Origin of the sequence: Alkalibaculum sporogenes, from assembly GCF_009362815.1 — a bacterium.
In the GTDB taxonomy this organism is placed as follows: Bacteria; Bacillota; Clostridia; order Eubacteriales; family Alkalibacteraceae; genus Alkalibaculum_A; species Alkalibaculum_A sporogenes.
In genome coordinates, this window is the sequence record NZ_WHNX01000002.1 from 135,468 (window position 1) to 153,358 (window position 17,891).

General features: G+C 29.6%; 11 protein-coding genes, 1 pseudogene and 3 CRISPR repeat arrays (1 of these 15 only partly in view). All 12 genes and pseudogenes read left to right on the forward strand.

Annotated elements, in window-relative coordinates; translation table 11 throughout:
* The first annotated feature begins 212 nt into the window (after positions 1-212).
* The 12 genes and pseudogenes from GC105_RS01670 (at position 213) to GC105_RS01725 (ending at position 17,775) form a co-directional block, all read left to right on the forward strand.
* Positions 213-962 carry a GGDEF domain-containing protein gene (locus GC105_RS01670; protein ID WP_152801038.1) on the forward strand — a complete coding sequence of 250 codons (750 nt, stop codon included), beginning with the start codon at positions 213-215 and terminating at the stop codon, positions 960-962.
* Between the two features lie 175 nt (positions 963-1,137).
* Complete coding sequence (locus tag GC105_RS01675; protein ID WP_152801041.1) at positions 1,138-2,409, forward strand: M14 family metallopeptidase; 1,272 nt, start codon at positions 1,138-1,140, stop codon at positions 2,407-2,409.
* Positions 2,410-2,666: 257 nt separating this feature from the next.
* Complete coding sequence (locus GC105_RS01680; protein ID WP_152801043.1) at positions 2,667-3,644, forward strand: helix-turn-helix transcriptional regulator; 978 nt, start codon at positions 2,667-2,669, stop codon at positions 3,642-3,644.
* A 95-nt stretch (positions 3,645-3,739) separates the two neighbouring features.
* Positions 3,740-4,468 carry a CRISPR-associated endoribonuclease Cas6 gene (cas6, locus tag GC105_RS01685; protein ID WP_152801045.1) on the forward strand — a complete coding sequence of 243 codons (729 nt, stop codon included), beginning with the start codon at positions 3,740-3,742 and terminating at the stop codon, positions 4,466-4,468.
* Between the two features lie 15 nt (positions 4,469-4,483).
* A complete protein-coding gene (gene cas8a1, locus GC105_RS01690; protein WP_343029926.1) occupies positions 4,484-6,160 on the forward strand; it encodes a type I-B CRISPR-associated protein Cas8b1/Cst1 in 1,677 nt (558 codons plus the stop codon).
* A 4-nt stretch (positions 6,161-6,164) separates the two neighbouring features.
* On the forward strand, positions 6,165-7,037 hold the full coding sequence (cas7i, locus tag GC105_RS01695) for a type I-B CRISPR-associated protein Cas7/Cst2/DevR (RefSeq protein WP_484476965.1): 873 nt from the start codon (positions 6,165-6,167) through the stop codon (positions 7,035-7,037).
* Positions 7,024-7,773: a type I-B CRISPR-associated protein Cas5b gene (gene cas5b / locus GC105_RS01700; RefSeq protein ID WP_152801049.1), complete on the forward strand. Its 750-nt coding sequence runs from the start codon at positions 7,024-7,026 to the stop codon at positions 7,771-7,773. Before cas7i ends, cas5b begins: the two co-directional genes overlap by 14 nt.
* A gap of 19 nt (positions 7,774-7,792) precedes the next feature.
* Positions 7,793-10,039, forward strand: a complete 2,247-nt coding sequence (gene cas3, locus GC105_RS01705; RefSeq protein ID WP_152801051.1) for a CRISPR-associated helicase Cas3' — start codon at positions 7,793-7,795, stop codon at positions 10,037-10,039.
* Positions 10,040-10,069: 30 nt separating this feature from the next.
* Positions 10,070-10,540 carry a CRISPR-associated protein Cas4 gene (locus GC105_RS01710; RefSeq protein WP_343029929.1) on the forward strand — a complete coding sequence of 157 codons (471 nt, stop codon included), beginning with the start codon at positions 10,070-10,072 and terminating at the stop codon, positions 10,538-10,540.
* Positions 10,541-10,549: 9 nt separating this feature from the next.
* Positions 10,550-11,542 carry a type I-B CRISPR-associated endonuclease Cas1b gene (gene cas1b, locus GC105_RS01715; protein WP_152801056.1) on the forward strand — a complete coding sequence of 331 codons (993 nt, stop codon included), beginning with the start codon at positions 10,550-10,552 and terminating at the stop codon, positions 11,540-11,542.
* 6 nt (positions 11,543-11,548) lie between these two features.
* Positions 11,549-11,827 (forward strand): CRISPR-associated endonuclease Cas2, encoded by a 279-nt coding sequence (gene cas2, locus GC105_RS01720; protein ID WP_152801058.1) that lies wholly within the window; start codon positions 11,549-11,551, stop codon positions 11,825-11,827.
* A gap of 186 nt (positions 11,828-12,013) precedes the next feature.
* Positions 12,014-13,834: direct repeats of the CRISPR family, unit length 30 nt; unit sequence CCTTTAATAGAACTACAGTAGAATGTAAAT.
* Positions 13,835-13,934: 100 nt separating this feature from the next.
* A CRISPR array of direct repeats spans positions 13,935-16,549; the repeat unit is 30 nt; unit sequence CCTTTAATAGAACTACAGTAGAATGTAAAT.
* 106 nt (positions 16,550-16,655) lie between these two features.
* Positions 16,656-17,775, forward strand: a pseudogene (locus GC105_RS01725) (IS3 family transposase).
* An 18-nt stretch (positions 17,776-17,793) separates the two neighbouring features.
* Positions 17,794-17,891: a CRISPR direct-repeat array (repeat unit 30 nt; unit sequence CCTTTAATAGAACTACAGTAGAATGTAAAT); it runs 328 nt beyond the window's last position.

A 17,891-nucleotide genomic window follows, 5' to 3' on the forward strand; every position in this document is an offset into this window, starting at 1 on the left:
AAAAGTATATCATTATAAGAAATAAAATGAAATCGTTTTACTGAGAAATGAAAAGTTAACTTTTTGTCATACAATCACATATTTTAAAAATATATATATTTACAATATAACAATAATAAAATCACTTTTACGCCATATTTCATCTTTAAATATAAAAAAATCATGATATAATGGTTATTCAATTAGTATACATGTAAAAGGGGTTTATCTAAATGAAAGAACATTCATTAGTTTTGTTAATAACGTCTATAATAATATTTATTTCAGGTGTAATAATGAGTATTTTTACTATTGTAATTTTAGATATTGATATATTAGAGGCATTTCGAGTATATCCAGTACTTAATTTTGTACTAACTATAGCGTTAATTGCTCTTATAGCTTTTTATATTACTATGTTTGTTAGACAATATAGAAATCTTTATAAAGAAAAGCAAATAAAAGAGCAAATGGAAATGGTTAGGCTTGATAATTTAACCCAACTTTATAATTTCGATTATTTTATTAATGTTATGAAAACCGTAGAAGCACCTTTTTGCTTGGTTATGCTAGATATTGATAATTTTAAAGAAATTAATGAAAAATTTGATTCTGTTATAGGCGATCTAGTTTTGAAAGTAATTGCAAAATCTATTAAAGAAAACATACGCCTTTCAGATATAGTAGCAAGATATCAAGGAGATGCTTTTGTGATTATTCTAAAAAATTGTCCTCCTAAAAATGCAATTACACTTATGGAATTAGTAAGAACATATATTAAAGAAAATGAGAGATTATCTGAGAAAGACATTAAGCTCTCAACATCAGTAGGAATACACTATGTAACAAAAAATGAACCTGAAGAAGTATTGTTTAGAAATATTGTAGAGGCTTTATGTGTTGCAAAGACAAATGACGAAGATCATAAGGTAGTACTGTATAGTAAAGCTCATAAAAAAGAAAAATTGATGAGAGTACAATAAAAACAAATAATTAAATAAACGTATTAAGACAAGGCAAAAAAATATATGAGCTTTGTCTTTTTTTATATTACTGAAGTTTTCTATTAAATTACTTTAATATACCTAAACCAGTAACAAATTTATAGTGAAACAGTATTATGAAAATAAAAGGGGAAGTGGAAGTGGTGGAATATAAATGGAAACTTTAAGAATAGGTTCAACAGGACCGAATGTAAAACTAATACAAAGTTTATTAAATAGGATAGGTTATCCCGCAGGACCTATAGATGGAGTTTTTGGAGAACAGACAAGAAGTGCTGTTATAGCATTTCAAAGAGATAATAGATTAACTGCAGATGGAATTGTAGGACCAGCAACTTGGAGTTTGTTTGAAAGATTCCTAGAAGGATATGATACTTATATAGTTCAGTCAGGAGATACTTTTTTTAATATTGCAAGAAGGTATTATACAACAGTTAATGCAATAATGACTGCAAATCCAACAGTAGACCCTATGAATTTAAGGATATCACAAGAACTCATAATACCATACGGAATAGATGTAGTATTTACTAATATCGATTATACTTATGAAATAATGCAAAGAGATATACAAGGGTTACAAGCACGTTATCCATTTATAGAAGTAGGTAGTATAGGTACGAGTGTACTGGGAAAAGATCTGACCTATATTAGATTAGGAACAGGACCAGTGGAAGTATCTTATAATGGGTCACACCACTCATTAGAGTGGATAACTACACCTCTACTAATGAAGTTTATTGAAAATTTCGCTAGAGCTTATGCAAGAGGCACAAGCATTAGAGGATACGATATAAGAGACATATGGAGTAGAAGCAGTATATATATAGTACCTATGGTTAATCCTGATGGTGTAGATTTGGTCCTAGAAGGACTACAACCAGATAACCCATATTATGATCAGCTATTAGAGTGGAACGATACAGGGCTGCCATTTTCACAAGTATGGCAAGCTAATATTAGAGGCGTAGATCTAAATAGAAATTACCCTGCAGGATGGGAAGAAGCCAAAGCGCAAGAACCAGCCTTTGGAATAGATGGACCTGGTCCAACAAGGTATGGAGGACCATCACCACTATCAGAACCAGAAACTCAAGCCATGGCAGAGTTTACTAGACAACGAAACTTTAAGCTAGTTCTAGCCTATCATTCGCAAGGAAGAGTAATCTTCTGGCAGTACCGAGATATGCTCCCACCCAGATCACGAGAGATAGGAGAAATATTTGCAGCAGCGAGTGGATATCTTTTGTCAGATGTACCTTATGAAGCTGCATATGCAGGCTACAAAGATTGGTTTATACAAGAATACAACCGCCCAGGATACACCATGGAAGTAGGACTAGGAAGAAATCCACTGCCAATAACCCAATTTGATACAATATATAACAATAATGAGGAAGTGTTGTTGTTAGCACCCATAGTTTAGGCAAAGTAAAGCATAGAAATTACTACTCTATAAATTTAATCAGTAATCATTAATATGACTCATAAGAGGGATAATGGTATGCTCCCCTTGTGGGTTATTTATATTATTAATACACAGAATATTGTAGATAAAAGAAGGAAAAAGGAGATTTGTGTAGAATATAATATTTATGGAATAAATATCTAATCGATAAAAATACTGTTATTACATCGAACAACTAAAATATTAGCTCAAGTAAATATGAGAGAAGGTTTTGTATGAGTGAAATCGGGAATGCTCTAAAAATGTTAACGATCTTAAAGAGCAGAGGGAAGAAGACGAAAAAAGAATTAGCACAAACGATAGAAGTATCAGAAAAACAAATTCAGAGATATAAGGACAAACTTGAACAAGCAGGTATTTATATTGAATCTGAAAATGGGAGATATGGAGGGTATTTTATAAATGACGATCAATTTTTATGGCAGTTAACCACGACGGAAGAAGAAATAACTATCCTTGAGATGATCAATAAGAAGTTAAAGAGTGAACAATATCCATTTATCAATGACTATTTATTTTTAATAGATAAGTTAAAAGCGACGAGAAAAAATACAAACAATGATTCTATTATGAACTCATACTTGGTTAAACAGCCAACTGCTTCTTATAAGAGTGAAGATGTTCGCAATAAGATGATAGATATTCAAGCTGCTATTTTATTAAAGCAGAAAATTAAGATGAAATATGTTTCTTTATCGTCAGGTTTGAAAGAAAGAGTCATACACCCTTATGGAATCTTTCAGTATGGAGGCGATACCTATTTTGTTGCACACTGTCAGTATAGAGATAAAATACTTGATTTCAAATTGAACAGGATAGCGGAATATCAAGTATTAGATGAATACTTTCAAAAAGATGATAATTTTACTTTTCAAAACTATTTAAAAGACAGCTTTGGAATTTTTAAAGATGATGAGATTAAATTAAAGCTAAAAATCACTAAGCCATTTTCACATATAGTTAAGGAAAAAATATATAGCCCAAACCAAAAGATAATGGATTTAGATCAAGATACAATTATATTCGAGGCAAAAATGAAAGGCAAAACTGAAATTATTAATTGGATTCTGAGCATGCGAGATTGTGTAACGGTACTTGAACCAGAAAATTTTAGAGAAGAAATTAAAGATGTAATTGAGGCGATGTTAGAGAAGTATAATGGTAATGTTGAGATAGAAAGTAATAATTGTTAAATATCTTCTAAATGGACAACATATGTCCTACTTAGGAATGTATAATAGGGATATTAAGGTAAATGTTGAGGTGAAAAAGTAGAGGAGGTGAAAAAATGAGGTTTTCTACAGAATTATTATTAGACAATGAGTTATTACCAAAAGATAAAAATAGAATAATTATTTCTGTTTTAAAAACGTGTTTTAGTTCATATAACAAAGACTATTTTGAGAATTTATATGAAATAAATCCAAATTTGACGAAAGATTTTACTTTTTCATTATATTTAGGACAATGCAAATTTCTCAGAGAAGATATCTTAATCCCTGAGAAGAAGATAATATTAAATTTTTCAGCATTTAATATTGAAGATGGAATTATGTTTTACAACTCTTTTTTATCAAATAAATCAAAACAAATACATATAAAAAATAATGTGTTGACCATTAATAAGATTAATTTAATTAAAGAGAAACTAATTTATAATGATACTGTTATATTGAAAACGTTAAGCCCAATTGTCGTTAGAGAGCATTGTGGTGATAATCAAAAGACCTGGTATCATTCTTTACGATCTGAAGAGGGACAAGTTATTTTTAGACAGAATTTAGAGTATCAGCTTAAAGATGCATTTGGTGAAAGAGTACAATATGATTGTGAAGGTTTAAAGGTTGAGTTTTCTGATTCTCTTAAAGAGGTTAAAGTCAAAAACTATGGAATAGAAGTATTATCAAATATCGGCAAAGTCAAAGTCACAGGGCAGACGTATATTTTAGATTACTTATATAAAGCAGGGATAGGTAGTAAAAGAGGCAGTGGCTTCGGTATGGTAGACATTGTATAGGAGGAGGTGAAAAAAGTGGGAGAGAAAATCAAGCTAGAGATGAATGATTGGTTATTTAATGCTGGTTTAGTAGGGTTGGTTAATATCTTACAGCATGCAGGTGATCCTATAGAAATTAAGGATCAGTATGTTGAATTCGATTCTGTTATATTAGAAGGTTTTGAAGAGAAATATTTTAAGTATTTGATTGACAAATATGAAATGTCACTTTCTTGGTATAAGATTGTATCCTATGAAAACACTATTAGTTATTTTGAAAACAGTAACTTCGAATCTTTTACAGTTGATCATCTAGAAAATTTAAATCATTACATAAAAGATATAGCAAAGTATTATTTTAATAGTGCTAGTTACAAAGCTGCATATGAGATTATTTATTCAAAGGTAGATGTTTTGAGTTTAGTCAAAAAAATTGAGACAATTAAACTAAAAAAGAATGAGAACGTAGATGATAAAATTGAAGAGATCAAAGAAAAATTTACACAATTAAAGGTGCTAATTCATTATTGCAAGGAATATGAAAGCAAAAAATATTTGGCAGGAAAAAATGTAATTTATACAATTGTCAAAAACGCATGGAATGGTGTCTCCTTTTTAAATTCACAAACAAAAGAAAAGGATATGTATGATGATTACAATAATTATTTTATTATCCCTATTAAATCATACATTGATAATAAGAAAGCAACCTACAAATATAATTGCTTTGTATGCAATAAAGGAATTACAGATTTAAAGAATGATCTAAGCTTCTTAAACAATACTGGATTTGATGTCAGTAGAAAATCATCTCATGTTTGGCATTTTAACAATGATGTTGCATTATGTCCAGTATGCAAATTAGTTTATTCCTGCATACCGGCTGGGATGACATATGTATCTAATAAAGGTATATACATCAATGAAGGATCTAGACTTCAATCTGCCATTAATATTAATAATAAAATTAAAACTGAGATGTTAAAAGAGACACAAGACAATAGAAGTATTACTTACAGAGGATTAGTATATGCCATTCATGAACAGTTTAATGATGGATCGAAATATGACTTAGCAGATATTCAGGTGGTTAAATATGAAGAAGAGAAGTACCGATTTAATATCTTATCTAAACAAATGTTAAGAATAATAAATTTATCAAAAGAAGACCTAAACAACATTATTAATTGTGGATTTACAGAATCAAAAATGTATTTTAATGTATATGAGCTTGTAATGGAACGTATTTTAAACAATCAGAATTTATTTACATTAATACATAAACTTTTAGTATGTAAGTTATCTAATCCCACAAATTGCAGATTTAGCATGAAACAAGTACAGAAAGTATTAACTATAAATTTAAGAATAATGGAGGGGTTGGGGTATATGGAAAAGTTAGAGAAAGATATCATAAAGCAAGCGAATACTTCAGGGTATTATCTCAGAGAAGAATATAGAGGTAAAGGTTCAAAGGATAAATTAAACGGTATATCCTATAGACTTCTGAATGCATTAAAGACAAGTAACAAAAATATGTTTATGGATACACTATTAAATTGTTATTTGTATGCACAAAAAACTGTACCCATGATATTTTTAGAGGCATTGAAGGATGATGAAAAATATAAAACAATTGGTTATGCTTTTGTTACTGGATTAATAGAAGGAAAAGAGACTAGCAATAAAAATGGAGGAGATAAAAATGATTAATAATATGAAACCAAAAGGACTTACGATATCAATGGTATTTGAAGCAGAAAGTGCAAACTATGGAGAATCAGTAGGGAATGTCGCATCACTGAAAAAAATGGCGCGTGGAAAAGGGGATCAATATACTTATATTTCAAGACAAGCAATTCGTTATAATATCGTTGAGCAATTAGGAGAAGCTTACGCAGAAGTAAAGGCAGAGGGGAGTGGTGATAAAAAGGTAATACAATTTGACCAAAATGCTACTATCAAAGATTATCCTGAAATAGATTTCTTTGGATATTTGAAAACTGAAAAAGGAAGTAATGGAAAAAAGCGGTCAGCCAAAGTTAGGCTTTCTAATGCAATATCCCTAGAAACTTTTAAAGGAGATTTAGATTTTTTGACAAATAAAGGATTGGCAGATCGATTGAAAGAAAATATGAATATAGCTCAAGCAGAAATACACAGGTCGTATTATCGATATACTTTGACAGCTGACCTAGATCAGATAGGAATCGATGAAGAGTATGAAATGGAAATTAATAATCAGGAGAAAAGGCGAAGGGTTAACAAATTGCTTGATACTGTCTCTTTGTTATATAGAGATATAAGAGGTAGAAGAGAAGACTTGAAACCACTATTTGCAATTGGAGGAGTTTATGATATTAAAAATCCAGTATTCCAAAATGTACTAGATGTAAAAGAGAATAGACTAGTAGTAGAGCAGATAGAAGGAGTTCTCTTTGATAATATAAAAAAAGATACTTATTGTGGTTTGATAGAGGGTAGATTTAATAATGACAACGAAATTAAAGTAAAATTAAATGCTACAGCCATTCCAGAGTTTTTTAATAGTCTTAAAGCAAAGGTAAGCGAGTACTATGAAGGCAATTAGATTGTTAATAAGCCAAGACATGGTTAACTATAAGAAACCAACAAGTTTTCAACTGAAAGAAACGTATCCTCTACCTCCATATTCTACGATAATTGGGATGGTACATAGCCTATGTGACTATAAAGACTATAAAGATATGGACATTAGTGTACAAGGCAAATATTATTCAAAGGTTAACGATTTATCTACAAGATATGAATTTAAAAACGGAATGAGATACGATGAAACTAGACATCAATTGAAAGCTTCGGAATTTGGTGTAAGCAGAGGAGTCTCGACGACAGAACTATTAGTTGATGTACAACTTTTAATTCATATCATCCCACGAAATCAAAAATTGATAGAGGAAATAAACAATGCATTTTTATTTCCGAGAGAATACCCATCGCTTGGAAGAAGAGAAGATTTAGTTACAATAGAAGAAGTTAAGGTAGTAGAAGTGTCTAAAGAAATATTAGAAAAAGATAGGTACCTAGATAAAGATCATACTGCGTATGTTCCAACAAGTATGTTTAGTAACGAATCTATTATCATCGAGGGCATTGGCACTGGTGGATTTTCAAGTAGTGGAACAAGATATATTCTGACAAAGGATTACACCTTAGAATCTCATGGTAAAGATAAAGTGTTCCGCAAATGGAATAAAGTAGATGTAGTATATACATCTAATATTATAGCTAGTGAATATGAAAGTATTCTCATGGATGAGGATGGAAATATTGTATTTGCTGCTTAAGAAAAGAAGGTAAAAGCCTATGAATAAATATTTAGCTAAGTCTAATCCCCAAGAAACAATTCAGGAGCATACCGATAATCTTTTGAGAAATTATGATATATTAAAATCCTTATATCCCAATTTAAATGTAAATTGGGATATTTTATACCAGGCGTGTTTATATCATGACTTTGGTAAAATGAATGTTAAATTTCAAGATAAGATTACAACAGGTAGAGTCCAAGAAAATGAAATACCTCATGGTATTCTAAGTTTAGCTTTTATTAATCCCATGAACTTAAAATCCCAAGGATTTAGCAATAGTGAAATAAAAATATTGGCTCATTCTATTGCATATCATCATGAAAGAGACTTTACATACGAGAATGAGATATTAGATCAAGAAATTCAGTTAATGGAAAAAGAAGTAAGTGATTTTGATTATGAATTAGTGGATCAAGAACTAACAGTAAGGAAATTAGGTGCCAAATATTTTTCAAAGAAAAGAATATATCAGATAGATGGTGAAGAAGTTTTTTTTAACTATATTCTAGTAAAAGGGTTATTAAATAGAATTGATTATGCTGCAAGTGGAGCCATTGAAGTGGAAAAAGGAAATGATTTTTTATTGATAAGTATGGAAAATTTGATGTCAGAATGGCAGAAAATAAATTCTAGTTCAGATTGGAATGATTTGCAGAGATATATGATCAACCATAGAGATGAAAATGTTATTGTTATAGCACAAACAGGAATGGGAAAAACGGAAGCTGGTCTCTTATGGATTGGAAATAATAAAGGTTTTTTTACTCTACCCCTAAAAACGGCTATCAACGCTATGTATGATAGAATAACGAAACAAATAGTGAAAGAAGATACAGATGATAAAGTAGGTCTCTTGCACTCAGATACTTACAGTGAGTATCTTAATAACGACCTAGATGAAGTCGATATTGATGAGTATTATAACAAAACGAAGCAGTTATCATTACCTATAACCGTTTGTACTTTAGATCAAATATTTGATTTTGTTTTTCGATATAGAGGTTTTGAATCTAAGCTAGCGACCTTATCTTTTGCTAAGGTAGTAATAGATGAAGTGCAAATGTACTCATCTGATTTATTAGCTTATTTAATATTAGGACTAACATATATCACTAATATAGGTGGGAAATTTGCTATTTTGACTGCAACCTTACCAAGTTTAGTTGAAGACTTGCTTAGAGATGAAGGAGTAAATTTTCTTCCACCAAAAACGTTTATAAATAACCAACGAATTCGCCACAGTATAAAGAGAGTACCCACAAAGATAAATATTGAAATGATTAAAACGTTATATAAGAATAATAAAGTTTTGATTATTTGTAACACGGTAAAAGAAGCACAGCGAATTTATAGAGAATTGGATATGATTTATGAGAAAGAAGATATTAATCTATTTCATAGTAATTTCATCAAACGAGATAGAAAACAAAAGGAAAAAAATATATTAAGATTTGGGCACAAAGACTCAAACGTATATGGAATATGGGTAACAACTCAGGTAGTAGAAGCCTCACTTGATATTGATTTTGATATATTGATTACTGAGCTATCTGATCTGAATGGCCTTTTTCAAAGAATGGGTAGATGCTATCGAAACAGAGAATTTGAAGGAGACTATAACTGCTATGTATTTGATGGAGGAGAAAAAGAATGTAGTGGAATTGGTTATGTTATAGATGAAGAAATTTTTGCTTTATCTAAAGATGCCCTAAAAAATATAGATGGAGTTATAGATGAAGAAGATAAAATGAAGATGGTCAGTAGCTTATACACTACAGAAAAATTGAAGAATACGAAGTACTATAAATTAATAAAGTGTAACTTGAATTATGTTAAAAGCATAGAAGATCACGAAAAAAGTAAAAGTGATATTAAAAAAATGTTTAGAAATATTGATTCAGCCACAGCGATACCAAAAGAGATATTTACAAAACACAAACTTGAAATAAAGGAATACGCTGAGATTTTATCAAAGGGATATGATAAATCTCTTAGTGTAGAGGAAAGGAAAGAGCTGAAATATAGAAAGACTAGAGCAAGAAATAGTTTGATGGACTTTACTTTAAATACTCCTCAGTTTAGAATTTATAGCAATACTTTTGATACTATAGTTTTGAATCAATATGAGTCTATCCCAATATTAGATTGTAAGTATTCAGAAGAGATAGGTATAGAATATATGAAAAAGGATGACTTGACTCAGAAAAATCAATCGTATGATTATAGTGAAAGATTTTTATAGGATGATAGTATGAAAAAAATAACTGGTGTCATGGTCTACTACAATTTTGTATGCAAAAGGAAACTCTGGTACTTTATTAAGGATGTCACGATGGAACACAACAGCGATTTGGTAAGTATGGGAAAACTAATTGATGAGACGTCTTATGAGAGAGAGAAGAAAAATATTTTAATTGATGAAACCATCAACATTGACTTTCTAAGAGAATGGAAAGTAATACATGAAGTAAAAAAATCGCGTAAGATAGAAGATGCCTCGATATGGCAATTAAAATATTATTTATGGGTACTAAAACAAAAGGGTATTGAGATAGAAAAGGGGATTATAGATTATCCCCTACTTCGAAAACGTGAAACTATCTATCCCAATGATATTAATGAAGATGAAATGAACGATGTTTTAGAGGAGATTCGTATGGTCATGGATATGAAATCACCTCCAGGAACATTACATAAAACACGTTGTAAAAAATGTGCTTATTATGAACTGTGCTTTATTTAGGAGGGAGATATGGGAGAAACATTTTATATTTTTAAAGACGGTGATCTGAGAAGGAAGGATGACAATGTAATCATTACTACCCTTGACGGTGATAAAAAGAATTTAAAGTCTGAAGTAACTGACGAAATCTATTTGTTTGGAGAAGTTTCAATGAATACAAAATTGCTGAATTTTCTATCCCAACAAAAGATCATCTTACATATATTCAATTATTATGGATTTTATAGTGGAAGTTTTTATCCAAGAGAAAGTAATATAAGTGGATATCTTTTAGTGAAACAGGTTAATAAGTACTCTGATAATAATAGTCGATTAAAAATAGCACAAGAAATACTAAAGGCTGCATCACATAATATCTATAGAAATTTAAGATATTATAATGGTAGGGGAGTAAATCTTGAAAATCCAATGAAGGATATTACTAGTTTAATGAATACTCTAGATAAGAGTTCATCTATAAATCAACTAATGGGCATAGAAGGTAATATTAGGAAAATATACTATAGTACATGGAATGATATTGTAAAGCAAGAAATTCAATTTGAAAAAAGGGTTAAGCGTCCTCCTGATAATATGATAAATTCATTATTGTCATTTACAAATAGTCTAATCTATACTACAGTCTTATCTGAAATTTACAAGACACAACTTAACCCTACTATTAGTTATCTACATGAGCCAGGGACTAAGAGATTTTCATTGTCTTTGGATATAGCAGAAATATTTAAACCTTTAATCGGTGAAAGAATGATATTTTCTCTATTAAATAAGAATCAGATTACAGAAAACGATTTTGATAAAGAATCAAACTTTCTATACTTAAAAGAATCAGCAAAAAAACAAATATTAATGGAATATGACAAGAGATTAAATAGAACGATACATCACAAAGATTTGGGAAGAGAAGTATCATACAGATATTTAATTAGGCTTGAATGTTATAAGCTAATTAAAGACCTTATTGGAGAAAAGGAGTACACAGGATTTAAAATTTGGTGGTGATTTGGTATGTATGTAATATTGATGTATGATATAATGATGGATGAGAAAAGTGCTAAAGTACAAAGACATACTTTTAAAACTTGCAAGCGATATCTAACGCATATACAAAAATCAGTCTTTGAAGGAAATCTTTCTGAACTCAATCTCATGAAATTAAAATCTGAACTTAAGAAATATATTAGGCACGATAAGGATTCATTATTAATATTTAAGAGCAGGGATGAAAAATGGTTAGAGAAGGAATCCTTGGGAATTGAAGATGATAAAACATCTAATTTTTTTTAAGAAGTAATTGTCTACCTGTAATAGTGTATAAAACATGGGGGATAGACAAGTCTTTTTATATCAATTGATAGACAATCATTTGAACTAATAATAAGGTAGTTTTTTAATTAGGTATTTTATTAATATTTAAACATCGACAGAAAGCTGGCTTAGAAACTATACTTAATAGTACTAAAAATGTTACGCCCTTTAATAGAACTACAGTAGAATGTAAATGTTTTACAAGAGTTAATGGGTCATGAGTCAATGGACCCTTTAATAGAACTACAGTAGAATGTAAATTTCTAAAGGTTGTTTTAAAAGAAGTAGATTTGAGACCTTTAATAGAACTACAGTAGAATGTAAATGGAATGAAAAGATAGCATTAGAAAATGAAGGTCTAGCCTTTAATAGAACTACAGTAGAATGTAAATAAAAACAGAAGAAGATATATTGTGGATAGAGCAAGCCCTTTAATAGAACTACAGTAGAATGTAAATAAAGAAATATCTATTGACTACAATAAAATCAAGCAAGCCTTTAATAGAACTACAGTAGAATGTAAATATAGCTGCAGCAGGAACAGCGGCTTTGAAGTTCTCTACCTTTAATAGAACTACAGTAGAATGTAAATCGAGGACCCAAGTACTACACAAATATATGCAGAACTCCTTTAATAGAACTACAGTAGAATGTAAATATAATATTCTAAAATGTACGCATTTAAACAGCTTGACCTTTAATAGAACTACAGTAGAATGTAAATTCACTTAGCAGTAATTACTATCATACATAGTATTGAAACCTTTAATAGAACTACAGTAGAATGTAAATTAAAGAATCATAAACGTCAGCGTATAAAGTATGACTCCTTTAATAGAACTACAGTAGAATGTAAATTAAAGAATCATAAACGTCAGCGTATAAAGTATGACCCTTTAATAGAACTACAGTAGAATGTAAATGATAAATACTAAATGTAACAAACAAATCTTTTCATCCTTTAATAGAACTACAGTAGAATGTAAATGCATCTGTATAAGTTTTTATTGTATTTTTTAACCATGCCTTTAATAGAACTACAGTAGAATGTAAATTCAAAATGTTGATGCGAATCTGTATCTCTAGCTATTCCTTTAATAGAACTACAGTAGAATGTAAATTTATAATATACCTATATACCATACTAATTTAGTAAGCCTTTAATAGAACTACAGTAGAATGTAAATGCCGTTGAAAGTATCATTATTTTTCATTAGTTTTGCCCTTTAATAGAACTACAGTAGAATGTAAATGTGGATTCACCCAACAATGACATTTCAAGAATTTTCCCTTTAATAGAACTACAGTAGAATGTAAATGTATTTGGCAAGTAGTAGGGGGTGCAATGATTATTACCCTTTAATAGAACTACAGTAGAATGTAAATGCAGATTTAGATGCAATAAGAGCAATAATAGTAGATACCTTTAATAGAACTACAGTAGAATGTAAATTTCGGTACCGTGCGAGTAAACCAAGTGCCTAAACCAACCTTTAATAGAACTACAGTAGAATGTAAATATAACTTTTCCCAGCCTTGAAGCAAGGTATACAATCCTTTAATAGAACTACAGTAGAATGTAAATAGATTACTTGGTAGATAGAAGATATTTAAAAAAAGACCTTTAATAGAACTACAGTAGAATGTAAATTAAACACTATTAAAATATGCGTTTCGTGTGCTATGCCACCTTTAATAGAACTACAGTAGAATGTAAATCAAACTAATTCTAATTCATAAGCTAGGCAATACTCGCCTTTAATAGAACTACAGTAGAATGTAAATAGTCAAGATAAGGTTGTGCAAAATCACATAACATTCCCCTTTAATAGAACTACAGTAGAATGTAAATGTATCTGTCGATGTATCTGGTGATGGATGAGGATTTCCTTTAATAGAACTACAGTAGAATGTAAATAAACTAATAGAAAACGTACCACGAATTATAAATGATTCCTTTAATAGAACTACAGTAGAATGTAAATATGTTCGCAATTTATGAAGTTGTTGCCCCGCTACATAAGCTTGAGGATATGAGTAGAATGTAAATATGTTCGCAATTTATTCATAATCCGTCACTACCTTCCCTTTAATAGAACTACAGTAGAATGTAAATTTTATAAAATTGTCTATATGCTTTTTGCATAGAATCCTTTAATAGAACTACAGTAGAATGTAAATGTAGTTTCTTCAACGGTTAACAATATATCCCTAATACCTTTAATAGAACTACAGTAGAATGTAAATAGATTAAACAATAGCGGTTGCAAAGACCCAACAGCACCTTTAATAGAACTACAGTAGAATGTAAATAGAGGTAAAATTTTATATAAAGGGAGTTGAAAGTTAACCTTTAATAGAACTACAGTAGAATGTAAATATGCAAGAGATCTATTACCTTAATCATAAAAATGACCTTTAATAGAACTACAGTAGAATGTAAATTTATTAAACTTATCAATTAACTTGTACTTAATACACGCCTTTAATAGAACTACAGTAGAATGTAAATAAAGAAGAATTATTAAAGTTAATTGAGATATTATAGTCCTTTAATAGAACTACAGTAGAATGTAAATATGACAGCACAATAGCAATATACAGTTGTATTGACAACCTTTAATAGAACTACAGTAGAATGTAAATACACTTGCCATGATTGGCTTTATCTAATACTTGCATCCCTTTAATAGAACTACAGTAGAATGTAAATAAGTAATTTTTTAAATTATAATTCTTCAAATTCAATCCTTTAATAGAACTACAGTAGAATGTAAATCCCACACACCATATAAATCATCTTTATATTTGAATCCTTTAATAGAACTACAGTAGAATGTAAATTAATTAGTATTTCTATACATAACATAATTAGAATCCCCTTTAATAGAACTACAGTAGAATGTAAATCAAACAGCATTTTTTGTCCATCCTAGAGATGTTAAATCCTTTAATAGAACTACAGTAGAATGTAAATCTTGATATGGTGCTGTAGGAAAATTAGTTGGGAAAGCCTTTAATAGAACTACAGTAGAATGTAAATTTAGAAGACCAAATTCTACTTATTCGCTCTGATATACCTTTAATAGAACTACAGTAGAATGTAAATTAATTAGTATTTCTATACATAACATAATTAGAATCCCACCTTTAATAGAACTACAGTAGAATGTAAATAAATCTGATTCCATTCTTTCCTTAACTTTCATTGCACCTTTAATAGAACTACAGTAGAATGTAAATGAACGATGTTATAAACAAGTAACATGGGAAAATTTCCCTTTAATAGAACTACAGTAGAATGTAAATTAAGAATAATCTTTTATATAAATTGGGAATATCTCCCTTTAATAGAACTACAGTAGAATGTAAATTTTGAACGTGAAAAAATAACAATCATTTAGTAAAACCTTTAATAGAACTACAGTAGAATGTAAATGGACTACCAAAAGATTTTGATAAATGGGTAATAAACCTTTAATAGAACTACAGTAGAATGTAAATGCAAGAGTTTGAGAAACTATATCCCAACTACACATTTCCTTTAATAGAACTACAGTAGAATGTAAATCCACAACGGCATCACTAGCATACACATTATTTTTAACCTTTAATAGAACTACAGTAGAATGTAAATATAAATAAACCACCTGTACCATAGTAAACAAGTCTTGCCTTTAATAGAACTACAGTAGAATGTAAATCCATTATATCAGAGCGAATAAGTAAAATTTGGTCTTCCCTTTAATAGAACTACAGTAGAATGTAAATAAATGTAGCATAACAATACACTATAATTTCATAGCACCTTTAATAGAACTACAGTAGAATGTAAATTATTATTACAACAAGGAAATAAAGAAGAGGTTGAAAGCCTTTAATAGAACTACAGTAGAATGTAAATAAATACTTTTGGGTGGTATAGCATCAGGACTAGCAAGCCTTTAATAGAACTACAGTAGAATGTAAATTAGGAGAAATCCAATTGTTATTCAAAAATCAACTAACCTTTAATAGAACTACAGTAGAATGTAAATCAAATTAACTCTAATTCATAAGCTAGGCAATATTCACCTTTAATAGAACTACAGTAGAATGTAAATTATAGATAGTCAGATAGCAAGAATAAATTATGAAATACCTTTAATAGAACTACAGTAGAATGTAAATCCAGGAGAAAAACTTTCCTCGGCTACAAAAATGCTCCCTTTAATAGAACTACAGTAGAATGTAAATAAAGCAAAGTATATTGCTGTTAAGAGTAAAAGTAAGCCTTTAATAGAACTACAGTAGAATGTAAATGATGAAACACAAGAGATTATAAATGGAATTGATACTACCTTTAATAGAACTACAGTAGAATGTAAATAAATCAAAGCAAGGTTAAAAATCGAAACTAACAAAACCTTTAATAGAACTACAGTAGAATGTAAATAATAATATTATTGATATTATCGATAAAACTCAAAATACCTTTAATAGAACTACAGTAGAATGTAAATATTAAGCGTTTTTACGTCTGTCTTTGGAGGCATATTTCCTTTAATAGAACTACAGTAGAATGTAAATACGACAGTCCCATGGGTGAGATTTTATTAAGAAAGTTCTTTAATAGAACTACAGTAGAATGTAAATAAAGACGTTTCAAGGTACGTTTGATTGATAATCTCCCTTTAATAGAACTACAGTAGAATGTAAATTATGGAGATTATTCATATAATAGCAGAAGATACTGGATAGGATACAATAAATTAGACAGAAAATACTCGAACGTGATAATATAAAATCACAAAATGGAGGAATTAAAATGTCTAAAAAAAGCAACCGTTATACAGATGAATTTAAGGAGCAAATAGTGAGCCTTGTAAACTCTGGCAAATCAATTAGTGAAGTTGCAATAGAATATAATATATCAAAATCTACGGTACATAAATGGACCCACAGTTATAATAATTCTAGTTCATTTAAAGCCAAAGATAACTTATCTGATGCTGAAAAGGAACTCATAAAAGCAAGAAAAGAAATACAGCACTTAAAGATGGAAAATGATATTTTAAAGCAAGCAGCACTGATAATGGGACGAAAATAGCCTTGATCAAGGCTAATCAAAATAATTACAGTATCAGTGCTATGAGCAAAATATTAAAAATACTAGAGCAAGCATCTACTATACACCAAAGAAAAAAACCTTTGATAGCGAACTAGAAAATCAAGTAATTCAAATATTTAAAGATAGCAAGAACAACTATGGCACTCGCAAAGTTAAAGCTGAATTGAAAAATAATGATATTCAGGTATCAAGGCGAAAAATCGGTCAGATCATGAGGAAATATGCTTTGGTTTCAAAGTACACAGTGAAACAATTTAAAGTGCATAGAAATAAATGTAATGAAGATAACATAAAAAATATTTTGGATCAAGACTTCCAGTCTCGTGATCACCTTGAAGTTGTAGTAAGTGATTTAACATATGTGAATGTCAATGGTAAGTGGCACTATATATGCGTATTAATAGATCTTTTTAATCGTGAGATAATTGGCTACTCAGCAGGTAAAAACAAGGATGTTAGCTTAATTACCAAGGCATTTTCTAGGATTCAATCACCACTTAATAAAATCAATATATTTCATACGGACAGGGGGAATGAGTTCAAAAACAAAGCAATAGACCAACTTCTAAGTGTTTTTGATATCTCCAGGTCATTAAGTAAAAAAAGATGTCCTTATGATAATGCAGTTGCAGAAGCAACCTATAAAATTATAAAAATTGAATTTGTGTTCAATAGGATATTTGAAAATCTTGATCAACTCAAATTAGAATTATTTGAATATGTAAATTGGTATAACAACAAGCGATTACATGGCTCATTGGGCTATTTTACGCCAGTTGGTTATAAAAATATATCGTTCGACAAAAAAATGTCTTAATTAGTGTTGACAATCCAGCCTTTAATAGAACTACAGTAGAATGTAAATGTTCAAGATACTAATTATAATATTGAAGAAGATGAACCTTTAATAGAACTACAGTAGAATGTAAATAC